The following is a 16,335-nucleotide window of genomic DNA, read 5'->3' as shown; positions in this document are numbered from 1 at the left end:
TACAATTACCTGTTTTTATTTACTGGTACTCTTGCTTTTGGGTTTCAGATTTATCGTTAGAATTAGGTTGGGGCACCTTAACAGGTCATAGGTTGCCAGAAGATCATAGAGCCTAACCTCTCCCTTCATTCTTTATAAATCTACTAATTCGATAGACAAAGATTGTTTTTATTTTTTACAAAACCAAAATCTGGTTTGGTTTTTGTACGTTTTGTTGTAAAATGTCAGCGTTTCCGAAAGCCTGGTTTTGGATAGTGATTGATTATTAGTCGAATAACAAAATATTCTTTGATAAAAAAATGCAGTTGAATCGTCAGCAAAGAGCAGTTCTTGACTTTATGAAGGAATGCCACGCAGATCAAAAAAGAAAATACGATCACGCCCCTTACTGGACGCACCCCTATGCTGTTGCAGCACTAGCATCGGCATACATCAAAGATGAAGGTGTGATAGAGATTGCCTTTTGTCACGATGTTCTCGAAGATACAACGTGCGATCAGCATCAGCTGAGTGCAGAACTGAAAAGGATAGGATACAGCACCGGCAGTGTGAAAACAATTATGGACGGAATAATAGGTCTAACGGATGTTTATACAAAAGAAAATTATCCTGAACTAAACCGGAGAGAACGTAAAAAAAGAGAAGCAACAAGACTTGGACAAACAAATTATCTCGTGCAGTCTGTAAAGTATGCTGACCTGACCGATAATACAAAATCAATTGTCTCCGGCGATCCGGGTTTTGCACGTGTGTATGTTGGTGAAATGATTGATCTTCTCGATCAGATGCGCATTGGCAATATTCATCTGCTGATCGCCAGCTGTCATGAGCTATCGCTGGCACTGAATCAAATAGATGCCAGGTAAAGTTAAGATTTTGATTTTATACGCTCTACCCAGCGAAACCAGCCTAATTAAAAAAGCACCTAACAAATGAATGTTAAGTGCTTGGTGATCCCAATTGGATTCGAACCAATGGCCCTCATCTTAGAAGGATGACGCTCTATCCAGCTGAGCTATGGGACCCTACAATTTAAATTCTTCACAAAATAAAAAGGCAGTCAGCAGTTCGCAGTGAAATCTGCATACGGCCTACTGCCTAGTTATTTGTCGGGGAGACAGGATTCGAACCTGCGACCCTCTGGTCCCAAACCAGATGCGCTACCGGGCTGCGCCACTCCCCGCGGTAATTTTACCAAATGGATTTAATTAAAAAGTTGCAATCCTTTAAATTAAATCTCTGCTAATCAGAAACATTGTAGAGGAAGCGGGATTCGAACCCGCGGTACCCTTGCGAGTACGGCAGTTTAGCAAACTACTGGTTTCAGCCACTCACCCATCCCTCCTTCGTTCCGTTCTGGGTTGCAAATATAGCGGGATGTCAATCAGAAAAACAAACAATTTCTAAAAAAAACTTTACCAGAAGCTACAAATGCCTATTTTTGAAAAACTTTAATTTATACAAAACGTTCAGAATGAACTGGAATTACCCAATAAGTACCACTGAATATTTTTTTATTTTTTTTTTCATTCTTGTCTATGTTGCTTATATAATTCGCACAATTCGCATTGCCCGACAGCTACAGACTACAGCAAGAACCATTATCATCAAGCTTTTTTTGCGTAGTATCGTTCTTGGTCTACTAATCATCAGTTTGCTTGGACCATCCTTTGGCGAGGCCGACCAGGAAGTTTCAGCTAAAGGAAAGGATATTTATCTGATTGTAGACCTTTCCAAATCCATGGATGCGGCTGATGTAAATCCTTCAAGACTCGAGAAGGTAAAATTTGAGATGAATCATTTCATACAGAATCAGAAAGCAAGTCGTATCGGAATTATTGTTTTTTCAAATGACGCATTCGTTCAGGTCCCGCTGACCTATGATGCCGCTGCACTCGAACTTTTCATTCAGTCTCTCCAAACCGATCTTTTGCCAACAAGCGGAACGAATATTTGCTCTGCGACTGAACTCGCATACAACAAACTTATGAACGGAACAGATCCGACAGGTCGCTCCAAAATGATGGTTTTATTTTCAGATGGTGAAAGTAAAAACGACTGCAGTAGAAGTCTTTTCAATAACCTGAGGCGATTTGGCATTGGCATCTATGTGGTGGGAGTCGGAACAATAAATGGAATCAGTCTGCGGTCACAGGGAAAAACGCTGATGGATGAAAATGAAAAAATTGTAATTTCTAAACTGGATGAAAATTTCCTCCAGTCCTTTTCATCAAACACGAAGGGAAAATATTATGAATTAAATAATGCCAAAAACGATGTTGGTCAGATGATTAACGATGTCAGCAAAGCGGAGGGCACGCTGGTAGACTCCCGAACTGTGACGGTTGTAAGTAATAAATACTATTATTTTTTGGGAGCAGCATTGATTTTGATCTTGCTGGATGTTTTAATTACTATCGGAACGTTTCGTCTCTGAGTATCTATTCTTATTTTTGCAGATCAAAAAAGCCAAAATTTCATGACGGCATTGATTCTTTACGTTTTACTTTGGCTATGGGACAACCAGAACTTCGATTCTATTACCAGAGCAAATGAGCGTAAACTGGGAGCCGAAAAATCTTTTGAGGATAAAAAATATCTGGATGCGGCCAAACTTTATTACCAGATTACATATGGGTCGATTTTTTCTGATCCGGCGGCGCGCCTGAATTTGGCGCATGCATATTTCCTTGCGGGCAAACATGATCTTGCATTGAAATATTACCGCCAGTTAAGAAGAGTTGACGACAAAACACTGGCATCCATAGCCAATGCGCAGATTGCGCTCATCCAGGTTGGAAAACAGGATACGGCGACTGCCTTGGTTAATTTAAAAACCGCTTTGCGTCTTGAACCGGGAAATGATCTGGCCCGGCATAATTATATCATATTAAAGAAGAATTTTTCGGGCATTGAGAAACCGACTGAAACTAAGATTACAAAAAAGCACCAGAATAATCAAACGACCAGCAACGCACCTGCTGCTGCGAAAGAGGAAAATCTGCAGGTGGAGCAGGATGTAAAACGAGAACAATTATTGCAAAGCCTGAAAGAGATGAACATGTCTGAGGATCAGGCGCGAGCAATATTGGATGCGATGAAATCAAACGAATCCCAATATATTTACCAACTCCGAAGAAAACAATACGCAAAAAAACCGGAGCAGAAAGACCAAATTGAATGGTAATTTTTATAAAAAACCAATGAACAGTATACCCGCAACAAATTTCCAATTTCCTAACCAGACAGCCTTTTACAAAGGAAAGGTACGTGATGTTTATTCCTTTGAAAAACATCTGGTGATGGTGGCAACCGACCGTATCTCGGCCTTTGATGTCATCCTTCCGCGTGCCATTCCGTTTAAGGGACAGGTATTAAATCAGATTGCCGCGTACTTTTTAAATGCAACGGCGGATATTGTTCCAAACTGGTTGGAAGAGGTTCCGGATCCTAACGTTACGATAGGCATCAAATGCCAGCCGTTCCCGGTCGAAATGGTGGTGCGCGGCTACCTTGCCGGCCATGCCTGGCGGGAATACAACGCTGGTAGGAGATCTGTTTGCGGCGTCACACTCCCGGACGGACTGAAAGAAAATGATAAATTACCTCAGCCAATCATTACCCCCACAACAAAAGCGCATCAGGGTCATGATGAAGATATTTCAAGAGAAGATATTCTAAAACAGGGTTTGGTCAGTGAGCAGGATTACGAGCATCTTGAAAAATATACGCTCGCACTGTTTAACCGTGGCACGGAAATGGCTGCCGACCAAGGCCTGATACTGGTAGACACTAAATACGAGTTTGGTAAACTGGATAATATGATCTATCTGATCGATGAAATTCATACACCGGACTCTTCCAGGTATTTCTATAAAGATATTTACACGGAAAACCAGCGTTTAAACCTTCCGCAAAAACAGCTATCAAAGGAATTCGTTCGTGAATGGCTTATCCAAAATGGCTTTCAAGGCAAAGACGGACAAACGATTCCTGAAATGGATGATGAATGGATCGAATTGATTTCTGAACGCTATATTGAATTATATGAAAAAGTGACGGGCATTAAGTTTCAGAAAAATAAAACTGAAAATCCGGTGGATCGTATCGAAGCAGCAATCCGAAAAGCAACTGAAAATTTTTAACAGATTATTAAAGCATAAAATCAATTTGGTTTAAAACAAAAAGTGCCATGAACCATAAATTAGAAAAAAAAGAACAATACGTATATATTGAGCTGGAAGAATCCGCTTTTGCAGAGGAGGTTCCGGCTTCTTTCGAAACAGTAGCAAAGTCGTTGTTTCGCGAAGGATATCACAGTCTGATTGTTAATATGCAAATGACCAAATCGGTCGATACGCAGGGCATAACTATATTAAAGAAAGTAAACTGGCTCTGCGCTAATGACCTGGGCCTGCTGGTAATCGTTACCCGTGATGATGATTTTATCGATTCATTGGAAGCACTGAAAATTCCGGACTTACAGGTACTTCCTACCAAAGAAGAAGCCATTGACGCTGTGTTTATGAACAATCTTGAAAATGAATTCGGCGCAGGTGACGATGATTACGACGCGGAAGACTATGAAGGCGTCAGCGAATCCAGCGAACCCTGACAAACAGAACTAATAAAATTTGATAAATATCTCATCTCTGTTTCGGGGATGAGATATTTTTTTAACGGTACTATCCGGGAATTATCTTAGACTATACTCATTTAAAAGTACATTTCCAAACCACAAATACCACAATTTTCATTTTCATTTTTGTAACAAATAGTTGCATACTTTGTCATATTATCAATATTTTTAGAATATTTGTAAATAAAATATCAAAAATAACCCAAGAAAGAAAATTTTGCCATTCGGGTATTACACCAAATATTTTTTATGATTATCTTGCGTGGCTTTACCCTACGCATAATACAATAGAGGTTTAGCAAGTTTTTTTAAGTGCTTATTTATAAAAATTCTATATACGAATTTGTTAATTACTCTACACTCTTCGATATATGTCGCAAATGTCTGAACCAATGGTAGAAAATCAGGGGCTTTATCGCCCGGAATTTGAGCATGATGCATGTGGAATCGGTTTCCGGGCCAACATTAAAGGTCGCAAGTCACACCAGATCGTAGCTGATGCTATTCACATGCTGGAACGCATGGAGCATCGGGGCGCTACGGGTTTTGACCCTAACACGGGTGACGGTGCCGGTATTCTGATACAGATACCTCATGAATATTTTGTAGACGAGTGTTTACAGCTTGGCTTTCAATTGCCTCCCGCAGGTGAGTATGGTGTGGGGATGATTTTTTTTCCCAATGACGATACCATGCGAGGGGAATGCAAGGATATTCTGAACCGTAAGATCAAAAAACTGGGTCTGCATCTTTTAGGATACAGAAAAGTGCCAACGCTGAATAATACGCTTGGTGAAGGCTCCTTATCAGTTGAACCGCATGTGGAGCAATTATTCATCAAACGCCCGGACGATGTTACCGATGATCTGGGCTTTGAACGTAAACTTTACATTCTACGTCAGGTTTCAGCCAGATTGATTACCGATACGGTAAAAGGTTCAAAAGGACGTTTTTATTATTCGTCTTTATCATGCCGCACGATTTCATATAAAGGACAGTTAACTACTGCGCAGCTTAAATATTATTTCCCGGATCTGGAAAACGAAGCCGTTGTATCTGCCCTGGCAGTTGTACACTCCCGCTTTGCAACCAACACTTTTCCGGCATGGGAACTGGCTCAGCCTTTTCGTTACATCGCCCACAATGGGGAGATAAATACCGTTAAGGGAAATGTGAACTGGATCCGTGCCGGAGAAAAATCTTTTTCTTCTGAATTTTTCAGCAAGGAAGAAATGGATATGATCCTGCCAATATGTGACAGAAATCAATCTGACTCGGCCAATCTGGATAACGCTATTGAACTATTGCATCTTTCCGGACGCTCACTGCCTCATGTAATGATGATGCTCGTACCGGAAGCATGGGACGGCAACGATCAGATGGATCCTGCACGCAAAGCATTTTACGAATACCATGCTGCCATTATGGAACCTTGGGATGGTCCTGCTTCTATATCCTTTACGGATGGTAAAATGGTTGGAGCAACCCTTGACAGAAACGGTCTTCGTCCTTCCCGCTATTGGGTTTTGGATGATGATACCATCATCATGGCATCTGAGGCAGGTGTTCTGGATGTAGACCAGGCAAAAGTGGTTACAAAAGGACGTTTACAGCCTGGCCGCATGTTTATTGTGGACATGGAGCAGGGCCGCATTATTCCTGACGAAGAAGTTAAAGCAAGCGTTTGCTCTTCTCAGCCTTACCAGCAGTGGCTGGACGAATATAAATTACACGTTGATGTATTGGATCACCCAATACGCACCTACCGGCCATATGAAGAAAATGCATTGCTGAAACGGCAGGTCGCATTCGGTTATACTTCGGAAGATTTGCGCATGATCCTTGCTCCAATGGGCCAAACAGGTCTGGAGGCGATTGGCTCGATGGGTACGGATGTACCGTTGGCGGTTTTGTCTGAACAAAGCCAGCATCTTTCCAACTATTTTAAACAGCTTTTTGCTCAGGTTACCAATCCGCCTATTGATTCAATCCGCGAGCGTGCGATTATGTCGCTGATCTCGTTTGTCGGAGGAACCGAGAACATCCTGACAGAAACACCAAAACACTGCCGCCAGATTGCGCTGCAGCATCCTGTTCTTACAGTGCATGAGTTTGACAAACTGCGTTTTGTTGACAAAGCCGGTTTTCAGGCAAAAACAATCAACACCTATTTCCGCGCTGACGAAGGTGGCAAGGCTTTGGAAAGAGCCCTGGAACGCATCTGCCGCTATGCAGTAGACGCCATAGAGGACGGTTTTGAAATTATCATTCTTTCCGACAGGGCCATTGATTCGGATCACGCGCCAATTCCTTCTCTTCTTGCCACAGCAACAATTCACCATCACCTGATCCGTGAAGGACTGAGAGGAAAAGTTGGTCTGCTTGTCGAAGCCGGAGATGTTTGGGAAACCCATCATTTTGCTACCCTGATCGGTTACGGAGCCGCTGGTGTTTGTCCATATATGGCCTTTGAAACCCTTTCTTACATGAACAGGAAAGGCATGATTGAAGAAGGATTCACTGACGAAAAATTACATTACAATTATATCAAGGCTGTCAATAAAGAACTGCTTAAGATTTTCTCTAAAATGGGAATTTCAACTTTGCAGTCCTACCAGGGTGCACAGATCTTCGAATGTGTCGGTTTAAACAAAGATGTAGTTGACCGGTACTTTACCGGGACTATCTCACGTATTAAAGGGATGGGCATTTCGGAAATAGCCAGAGAAATTCTGGTACGCCATAAAGTGGCATATCATGAAACGCCCGAGCAACATCCGAAACTGGAAGTGGGTGGATTTTATCAGTGGAAACAACGTGGTGAAGCACATATTTTCAATCCGCAATCTGTTCACTTATTACAGCAGTCTACAAAAAACAATAGTTACGAGCAGTTTAAGAAATTCTCAAAACTGATTGATGATCAAAGTCATAAGGCCCTTACGCTGCGTGGTTTAATGAGATTCAAGAAGGGAACACCAATTCCAATCGATGAGGTTGAGCCGGTTGAGAATATTTTCAAACGTTTTGCGACGGGTGCAATGTCGTTTGGCTCGATCTCCTGGGAAGCGCATACAACCCTTGCGATTGCCATGAACCGGATCGGAGGAAAATCCAATTCGGGGGAAGGCGGAGAGGATGAATTAAGATACAAAAAGATGCCAAACGGCGACTGGATGAACTCTCAGATCAAACAGGTTGCCTCCGGACGTTTTGGTGTAACCAGTCATTATCTGAGCAATGCAGGCGAACTGCAAATCAAAACGGCTCAGGGTGCTAAACCAGGTGAAGGCGGACAGCTTCCGGGATTCAAAGTTGATGACTGGATTGGCCGGACGCGTCACTCGACACCGGGTGTTGGCTTGATCTCACCCCCACCTCACCATGATATTTATTCGATTGAGGATTTGGCTCAATTGATATTTGATCTTAAAAATGCCAACCGTGCTGCCAGAATCAGTGTGAAATTAGTATCTGAGGCTGGTGTGGGTACAGTTGCTTCCGGTGTTGCAAAAGCACATGCGGACCATATTCTGATCTCGGGATACGACGGCGGAACAGGTGCTTCTCCCCTAAGCTCGATTCGTCATGCCGGATTACCCTGGGAACTTGGCTTAGCCGAAACTCATCAGACACTGGTTCGAAATAAATTGCGTGGAAGAGTTACTGTGCAGGCTGATGGCCAGCTTCGTACAGGAAAAGACCTTGCCGTTGCGGCACTTTTGGGTGCTGAGGAATGGGGCGTTGCTACGGCTGCCCTGGTTGCCGCAGGCTGTATCATGATGCGTAAATGCCATTTGAATACTTGTCCGGTTGGCGTTGCCACCCAGCGCAAGGAACTTCGGGCTTTATTCTCAGGCAAGCCTGAGCATGTGGTAAACATGTTTACTTTCATGGCAGAGGAGCTTCGCGAGATTATGGCTCAGCTTGGTTTCCGTACTGTGAATGAGATGGTTGGACAGGCTCAGTATCTGGAACTGCGTAACGATATCAAACACTGGAAATATAAAAATTTAAACTTCGATGCGATCCTTTACAAAGAAGGCGGCATCAATGTTGCTCAGTTTAAACAGGAAGAACAGGATCACGGAATTGATAGCATTATTGATCTGGATCTGATCAAATCGGCGAAGGCTGCGCTTGAAAACAAAGAAGAAGTTTATGGTGAGTTCCCTGTGAACAACCTCAACCGCGCAGTTGGAACGATGCTTTCAAACGAAATATCAAAGATTTACGGCGGCGTCGGGCTTCCGAAAGGAACGATTCATTACAAGTTCCGTGGTACTGCAGGACAAAGTTTTGGAGCATTCAATACAACCGGGCTTCGTCTCGAGCTGGAGGGAGATGCAAATGATTACTTCGGAAAAGGACTTTGCGGAGCTGAACTGGTAATCTATCCGGACCGTGAATCTAAATTCAAACCTGAAGAAAACATCATTGTTGGTAATGTGGCATTTTATGGTGCAACTTCCGGTGATGCTTACATCCGCGGTACAGCCGGAGAACGGTTCTGCGTTAGAAATTCCGGTGCGAAGGTAGTAGTGGAAGGCGTTGGCGATCACGGATGCGAATACATGACAGGCGGACTGGCGATCGTACTGGGTGAAACAGGACGGAACTTTGCAGCCGGTATGTCAGGTGGTGTTGCGTATGTGTTGGATAGAGCAGGTGATTTCAAAGAAAAGGTTAATATGGAAATGGTTGCACTTGATCCATTGAATCCGGAAGATGAGGGAATACTTCGCGAGTATTTGGATAAACATTTTCAATACACGACCAGTAACGTAGCGTTCCAGCTACTTCAAAATTGGGAGCAGTCAGTGAAGCTATTTGTAAAAGTGCTTCCTTCTGATTTCAAGAAAGCTTTGGAAGGCCGCGGTATATCACTGGCTCAGCAAATTGCTGATAAAAATGTGGTCTATCAGGATATCGTTGTTGATGTTGACCACCTTTAAGAGCAGTAGCTGTTAGCGATCAGCTTTCAGCATGCGCGTTATAGAAATTAATTTGGCCCAATTGAATCACGTTTAATAAGGAAATATAAGAATGGGAAAACCAACCGGATTTTTAGAGTTTGAAAGGGAATTGCCTAAGAAAAGAGCAGTTGAAGAGCGTATTCATGATTATAAGGAAATTGAAACCGCTCCCACCGATTCCAACTCCAAACAACAGGCTGCCCGCTGCATGGACTGCGGTATCCCCTTTTGTCATAATGGCTGTCCTTTGGGAAATATAATTCCGGAGTTCAACGATGCCGTCTACGACAGTAACTGGGCTCTTGCCTATGAGATCCTAACCTCGACAAACAACTTTCCGGAGTTTACCGGAAGGATTTGCCCTGCGCCTTGTGAAGCTTCCTGCGTGCTGGGAATCAACAAGCCGCCTGTGGCCATAGAATATATTGAGAAATCCATTATTGAAAAGGCGTTTGAACTTAACCTGGTTAAGCCTCGGATCCCAAAACACCGCACCGGCAAAAAAGTGGCGGTCGTAGGATCGGGGCCGGCGGGACTTGCAGCGGCGAGTCAGCTTAACCAGGCAGGACACACAGTTGTATTGCTTGAAAGAGCAGATCGTATTGGCGGCTTGCTTCGCTACGGAATTCCGGATTTTAAACTGGATAAAAGAGTAATCGACCGCCGTCTTGAAGTTATGCAGCTGGAAGGTATCGAATTCCGCACCAATGTAAATGTGGGCGTGGACATCAAGGCCGATGAATTGCAAAATGATTTCGACGCCGTTGTGCTTACGATGGGCTCTACTATTCCAAGAGATGTAAAAATTGAAGGAAGACAATTTAAGGGAATCCATTTTGCAATGGAATTTTTGAGTCAGCAAAACAAAAGAGTTTCCGGAATTGACCCTGTGGTCGACCACCGTGGCTCAGCATATACCAATGGTCAGCTTATGGCTACGGGCAAAAATGTCGTTGTAATTGGTGGTGGTGATACCGGTTCTGACTGTGTGGGTACTTCCGGGCGCCATGGAGCTAAATCGATCACGCAGATTGAATTAATGCCCATCCCTCCAAAAGACAGGGACTCAAGTACGCCCTGGCCGAATTGGCCGATGATGTTACGCACCTCAACTTCACATGAAGAAGGCTGCGACAGACACTGGTCGATTAATACCAAGGAGTTTATCGGGGATGAAAACGGACATTTAAAGGCAATCAAAATTGTAGATCTTGACTGGCAGAAAGATGCTGAGACAGGTCGTCTGCAAATGAAAGAAGTGGCTGGAAGCGAAAGAACGATTCCATGTGAGCTGGCTCTTTTTGCAGCAGGTTTTCTTCATCCGCAACAAGAAGGTCTGCTTACTGATCTGGGTGTTGAATTTGACGACCGTGGAAATATCAAAGCAAACGGATATCAGTCGACTACGAACGAGAAAATATTTGCAGCGGGCGACTGCCGCCGGGGACAATCATTGGTTGTCTGGGCAATCAGCGAAGGCCGTGAGGCTGCCCGTTCAGTTGATGAGTATCTGATGGGCGAATCTTTTCTGGAAGCGAAAGCCGTTTCGATGTTTAATCCTGCATTTGCACACGTTTAAGGCTTAAATTTAATTTTGCATATGAATTGAAACCGTCTTAAAGGGCGGTTTCTTTGTTTAGTTTTCAGTCGTAATGAATCTGATTTTACAGATCATACGTATCTTTACAAAACCTGTTGCCAATCAATCCGTTGATGTTTTTACACTATTCCCCTTTTTGGTTAAAAGCCTTTTATTCCCGGTACATCTGGCATATACCGACCGAGGAAAATAAATTATTTTTAACTTTCGACGACGGCCCTATCCCCGATATCACCGAATTTGTGCTTAACACGCTCAAAACATTTGACGCCAAAGCAACTTTTTTCTGTATAGGCGACAATGTCCGCAAGCACCCTGATATTTTTCAAATGCTTCTTGATCAGGGACATTCGGTTGGCAACCATACTTTCAATCACATGAATGGCTGGAAAACACAGGACCAGACCTTTATCGAAAACATTGCCTTATGTGACAAACAGCTGAGTATTGATACAAATCTTTTCCGCCCTCCTTATGGAAGAATGAAAAGCAGCCAGATGAAATTTATCCCGGAAAACAGAAAAATTATCATGTGGGACGTTTTGAGCGGAGATTTTTCACCACAGATTACGCCTGAGATCTGTTTGCAAAAAACGATAAAGTATACCAGGCCCGGCTCGATCATCCTTTTTCATGACAGTGTGAAAGCTTCTAAAAATATGCAGTACACACTTCCACGATTTCTTGAACATTTTACGAAAAAAGGATTTAGTTTTGATGTTTTGCCCATGAATTGAGTCAAAACAGGAAAATGTAGCCATTAGGCTCGTTTCTTTTACAGGCTCGGATTTCGCTTTTTAATTTAATAGATGTCATTTTCAGAAAATCCGGTTCAGGTAAGCATATTGTTGGCAGCCCGTAATGAAGAAAACAATATAGAGAGGTGTCTCCTGTCACTTTTTGAGTTGGATTTCCCAAAAACACAGTTAGAAATTCTCATTGGTGATGACGATTCGAGCGATAAAACAGCAGAAATTATCCATAATTTTATTTTGGATAAACCTCTTTATCGGTATTTTAAAATAAAGGATCACACAGTTGGGCTGAAAGGAAAAGCCAATGTTCTTGCCCAGCTTTCGCATCAGGCAAAAGGCAAATATTTTTTCTATTGTGATGCAGACATTGCTGTTCCATCAACATGGATTTATAGTATGCTGGAGCATTTTCAGGATAACACCGGTGTCGTAGTAGGTCTGACCAGAATGAAACGCTCGCATCTATTCGCTGACTTTTTATCACTTGAATGGCTATTTACATTATCCATACTGCGTTTTTTCTCCATTTTCAAAATTGCGCTGACTGGTCTTGGCAACAATATGGCCGTCACAAGAGAGGCTTATTTTAAAGTTGGAGGGTATGAAAAGATCGGGTTTTCAATCGTTGAGGATTATGCCCTTTTTATGGCCATCGTGAAGGCAAAATATAAATTTGTTCAGACTTACAGCGATAAAGTTCTGGCATACTCCGAGCCATTGAATTCTTTTTCCGAATTAAAAACACAGAGGCGCAGATGGATGTATGGCATCATGGAATCTCCGCTTATTCTCCGTATCTGTGTAATCATGTCTGCTTTATATGTTCCCATTATTGCTCTTATCGCAATCTGGGATCCACATCGAAGCTGGAACATGGCAATATCACATTATGCGCTGATAACAGCCGTGGTATTGTTTGCTGTTGTATTTTTGAAACAAAAGGACCTTTGGAAAACCGTTTTCTTCTTCTGGTTTTATCTGATGTCGGTTTGCGTCTGGATGCTAATTATTTACCTGTCTCCGGGAGAAACGACCTGGAAAGGCAGGACTTACTGAGAGTTAAAATGAACGAGAATGATTGAAACGCACGCGCATATATATAGCGACGATTACGCAGAAGACCGGCAGCAAATGCTGGACAGAGCCTGGGCGGCAGGCATCAAACAGATTTGGATGCCCAATTGTGATCATACAACCATACCTGGTATGATGGATCTTGCAGCACAATATCCAGGGCGCTGTTTGCCAATGATTGGCCTTCACCCTACCTATGTAAAAGAAGATTTTGAAAACGAATTGCAGATTGTTGAAGAGTGGCTTGGCAAATATAAATTTATAGCGATTGGTGAGATCGGAATGGATCTTTTTTGGGATAAAACCTTTCAAAGCCAACAGAAAGAGGCGTTTTTGTTTCAATGTGCTCTTGCCAGAAAGCATAATTTGTGGATCGATATACATTGCAGAAGTGCATTTTGGGAAACTGTGGAGTTAATTGAAAAATTTGCAGATGCTAAACTTACCGGCATCTTTCATTGTTTCACCGGCACATTGGATGAAGCTCAAAAAGCAATCGAACTTGGTTTTAAGCTTGGAATCGGTGGAGTTGCTACGTTTAAAAATGGCGGTTTAGATAAAGTCATTCCTTTTGTAGATCTTGAACATCTGGTGCTGGAAACGGACAGTCCCTACCTGGCTCCCACTCCGTTCCGGGGTAAAAGAAATGAAGTTGCCCACATTGCACTTGTTGCCCAAAGGGTTGCGGATTTAAAACATATGTCAAAAGAAGAAGTAATCGCACAGACAACTAAAACGGCGCTAAAACTTCTTCAATAATTTTAATTTGAGATGTCATACAACATCATTCACATTAACCCCATTTCACCAGAGCCTACCCAGGGATCTGTTTTGGTCATCTATACAGGAGGAACACTGGGAATGGTTTACGAGACGAAAGGCAAACAGCTGGTACCATTCAACTTTGATCAGATCATTGACAAGGTGCCAGAAATAAGCAGGCTGAATTTCGGAATCACGTTTCTATCCTTAAAGGAACCGATCGATTCATCAAATATGAACCCCGGGATTTGGATCGAGCTTGCAACAATCATTGAGGACCATTACGATCAATATGACAGCTTTGTAATTCTTCACGGGACCGACACGATGGCTTATACTGCCTCCGCTCTGAGTTACCTGCTTGAAAATCTGAACAAACCGGTCATTCTAACCGGCGCGCAGTTGCCTATCGGGGTAGCAAGATCAGACGCAAGGGAAAACTTTATTACGGCACTTGAGCTGGCTGCGGCTATCGGAGAAGACGGCATGTCTGTCCTTTCGGAAGTTTGTATTTATTTCAACTCCGTTCTGCTTCGTGGCAACCGTTCTAAAAAACAGGAAAGTTCAGATTTTAACGCGTTTCACTCTGAGAACTATCCCAATCTGGCCAATGCGGGCGTAAGGATCGAATATAATTTTCCTTACCTGAAACCGCATCAGAAAGACCAAGAATTAAAAGTTCACAAGCGACTGGACTCCAATGTTGCATTTCTTAAAGTCTTTCCTGGCATCAACAAACAGGTGGTAGAGTCGATCCTCAAAATTGAGGGTTTAAAAGGTGTGGTGCTGGAAACATACGGCGCCGGAAATGCCACAACTGAATCCTGGTTTCTCGACGCTGTCAAAGAAGCAATTGAAAAGGGAGTCATCATCTTTAACGTTTCGCAGTGCAACGGCGGCCGGGTCAATCAGGGACAGTATCAAACGAGCAAATTTCTAAAGCAGGTCGGTGTCGTAAGCGGCTCAGACATTACGGCAGAAGCAGCTATCACTAAAATGATGTACATCTTTGGCAACGAAAATGATGCTAAGACCTGTGTTGAAAAACTCGCCCAGCCACTTTCCGGAGAAATGAGCATTTGATTTGTTTATGAAATAAGTTACACTATCTTTGCACCCTGATTACCACAAAGAGAGGTGTCCGAGTGGTTGAAGGAGCTACCCTGGAAAGGTAGTATACGGGTAACTGTATCGAGAGTTCGAATCTCTTCCTCTCTACAAAACCCCCTTGGGATTACACCCAAGGGGGTTTCACATTTTCTGCTACCCTCATTGCTACTTTTTTACGCAAGGCCCCTACGATGTACCCTTATATTGAAGCGAAATTATTTAGGAGAAAAGAAGATCTTACAAAACGTTGGTACATCGAGTTCGGAGCGTGGAACGAACAAACTGGATCGATAGAAAAAAAGAAGATTTATTGCCCGGCGAAATTTAAAACCGCAAATCAAAGAGAGATTTGGGCAAGGGCTATTTGTGCTGAAATTAATGCCGGTCTGCAAAAGGGTGCGTTAATGGTAACAGAATCCAACGTTAAACAGGAACCGGAAAAATTAAAGCTAATTAGCTCGTTTAGCACGACGCTAGATAACATTAAAAAGACCATACGCAGCAAATCGGCAATTACGTACAATTCCGCTATTAAGAAGTTACAAGTGTATACAGACAAAATTGATACTGATTTCGAGCTGCTTAACTTCACATCGACGCAAACAATAGCTTTTAGAGATTATCTGCTAAATGAACTCAACAACAGCCCACGTACCGCAAACAATACTATTGAACATCTTAACACTATTTATATTCATTTATCATCCCGCAAAGCTCTTCCTGCTTCACCGTTCAAAATCAAAAAATTAAAGGAAGAAGTAACAAGCAAAAACATTGCTTTTTCTGATGTTGATAGAAGGAAAATTGAAGATCACCTTAGAGAACACGAACCGGAATTGTATCTGTTTACGCGAATTATGTACTACGCGTTTATTCGTCCGGGTGAATTGAATCATATTACCCTGGCTGACGTCCGCTTGATTGAAAGATATATTTTGATCCGTGGTACTGTCAGCAAAAACGGGAAAACGGAAACTGTGCAGATTATCCCCCCACTCTTTGAAGCATTAAAGCAGGTCAACATCACTGATGAAAAACAGTTTTTTTATCTCTTTGGAAAAGGGTTAATACCATCCCGTTACCTAAGTGCCAAAGAGGTTGCATTTAGAAGGCATCAAAAGGTTTTAGAAAAAATTGGGTTGAAAGAAACAGGATACACGCTTTACAGTTGGAAACATACGGGTGCTGTGAATGCTTACCGTGCCGGTGTTGGTGTGAAGGAATTACAGAAATTACTGCGTCATTCGTCGGTATCGGTAACTGATATTTATTTAAAATCACTTGGTCTAAGGACTGATCCTAACATTCAAAATTACTCGTGGTAACAATACAATATTTGGTATGACAGGGTAAAAAACTCCGGATCTGCACCGGCTCCGGCGGTGGCCACGCTCTGATCAGGGGCTAGTCGGTCAAATT

At 42.7% G+C, this 16,335-nt stretch carries 12 protein-coding genes, 4 tRNA genes and 1 riboswitch; of the genes, 13 read left to right on the top strand and 3 right to left on the bottom strand.

Translation table 11 applies throughout. The features are described from left to right. Positions 1–47: 47 nt before the first annotated feature. Positions 48–141: riboswitch (SAM riboswitch) on the bottom strand. Between the two features lie 158 nt (positions 142–299). Further along, positions 300–866, top strand: coding sequence for an HD domain-containing protein (locus E0F88_RS12400; RefSeq protein ID WP_131958578.1), 567 nt, complete (start codon positions 300–302; stop codon positions 864–866). 82 nt (positions 867–948) lie between these two features. Here the strand turns inward: E0F88_RS12400 and E0F88_RS12395 are convergent. From E0F88_RS12395 to E0F88_RS12385, 3 genes are all read right to left on the bottom strand, one after another. Then, positions 949–1,025, bottom strand: a tRNA-Arg gene (locus E0F88_RS12395). Positions 1,026–1,109: 84 nt separating this feature from the next. Further along, positions 1,110–1,183 (bottom strand) — tRNA-Pro (locus E0F88_RS12390). A 75-nt stretch (positions 1,184–1,258) separates the two neighbouring features. Next, positions 1,259–1,345, bottom strand: a tRNA-Ser gene (locus E0F88_RS12385). Positions 1,346–1,618: 273 nt separating this feature from the next. Between E0F88_RS12385 and E0F88_RS12380 the strand changes: the two genes are divergently transcribed. The 12 genes from E0F88_RS12380 to E0F88_RS12325 all read left to right on the top strand — a co-directional run bounded on the left by E0F88_RS12380 (position 1,619) and on the right by E0F88_RS12325 (position 16,241). After that, positions 1,619–2,437, top strand: coding sequence for a vWA domain-containing protein (locus E0F88_RS12380; RefSeq protein ID WP_229213751.1), 819 nt, complete (start codon positions 1,619–1,621; stop codon positions 2,435–2,437). A gap of 42 nt (positions 2,438–2,479) precedes the next feature. Next, a complete protein-coding gene (locus E0F88_RS12375; RefSeq protein WP_131958576.1) occupies positions 2,480–3,187 on the top strand; it encodes a hypothetical protein in 708 nt (235 codons plus the stop codon). A gap of 16 nt (positions 3,188–3,203) precedes the next feature. After that, the gene (locus E0F88_RS12370; protein ID WP_131958575.1) at positions 3,204–4,145 is read left to right on the top strand and encodes a phosphoribosylaminoimidazolesuccinocarboxamide synthase; all 942 of its coding nucleotides are present in this window, start codon (positions 3,204–3,206) and stop codon (positions 4,143–4,145) included. A gap of 47 nt (positions 4,146–4,192) precedes the next feature. Beyond that, complete coding sequence (locus E0F88_RS12365) at positions 4,193–4,615, top strand: STAS domain-containing protein (protein WP_131958574.1); 423 nt, start codon at positions 4,193–4,195, stop codon at positions 4,613–4,615. Positions 4,616–5,010: 395 nt separating this feature from the next. Beyond that, positions 5,011–9,594 carry a glutamate synthase large subunit gene (gene gltB, locus E0F88_RS12360; RefSeq protein WP_131958573.1) on the top strand — a complete coding sequence of 1,528 codons (4,584 nt, stop codon included), beginning with the start codon at positions 5,011–5,013 and terminating at the stop codon, positions 9,592–9,594. A gap of 91 nt (positions 9,595–9,685) precedes the next feature. Beyond that, positions 9,686–11,194, top strand: a complete 1,509-nt coding sequence (locus E0F88_RS12355) for a glutamate synthase subunit beta (protein WP_131958572.1) — start codon at positions 9,686–9,688, stop codon at positions 11,192–11,194. Positions 11,195–11,328: 134 nt separating this feature from the next. Continuing rightward, the gene (locus E0F88_RS12350) at positions 11,329–11,952 is read left to right on the top strand and encodes a polysaccharide deacetylase family protein (RefSeq protein ID WP_131958571.1); all 624 of its coding nucleotides are present in this window, start codon (positions 11,329–11,331) and stop codon (positions 11,950–11,952) included. A 72-nt stretch (positions 11,953–12,024) separates the two neighbouring features. Next, a complete protein-coding gene (locus tag E0F88_RS12345) occupies positions 12,025–13,026 on the top strand; it encodes a glycosyltransferase (RefSeq protein ID WP_131958570.1) in 1,002 nt (333 codons plus the stop codon). Positions 13,027–13,044: 18 nt separating this feature from the next. Beyond that, complete coding sequence (locus E0F88_RS12340; RefSeq protein WP_131958569.1) at positions 13,045–13,803, top strand: TatD family hydrolase; 759 nt, start codon at positions 13,045–13,047, stop codon at positions 13,801–13,803. Positions 13,804–13,815: 12 nt separating this feature from the next. Then, a complete protein-coding gene (locus E0F88_RS12335) occupies positions 13,816–14,889 on the top strand; it encodes an asparaginase (RefSeq protein ID WP_131958568.1) in 1,074 nt (357 codons plus the stop codon). Between the two features lie 48 nt (positions 14,890–14,937). Beyond that, positions 14,938–15,024 (top strand) — tRNA-Ser (locus E0F88_RS12330). A gap of 83 nt (positions 15,025–15,107) precedes the next feature. Then, a complete protein-coding gene (locus tag E0F88_RS12325; RefSeq protein WP_131958567.1) occupies positions 15,108–16,241 on the top strand; it encodes a tyrosine-type recombinase/integrase in 1,134 nt (377 codons plus the stop codon). The last annotated feature ends 94 nt before the right edge of the window (positions 16,242–16,335 follow it).

This window comes from Dyadobacter psychrotolerans (genome assembly GCF_004349265.1).
Taxonomy (GTDB): Bacteria; Bacteroidota; Bacteroidia; order Cytophagales; family Spirosomataceae; genus Dyadobacter; species Dyadobacter psychrotolerans.
Note: the sequence above shows the minus strand (reverse complement) of the source record. Positions and strands in the feature narration are given on the sequence as shown.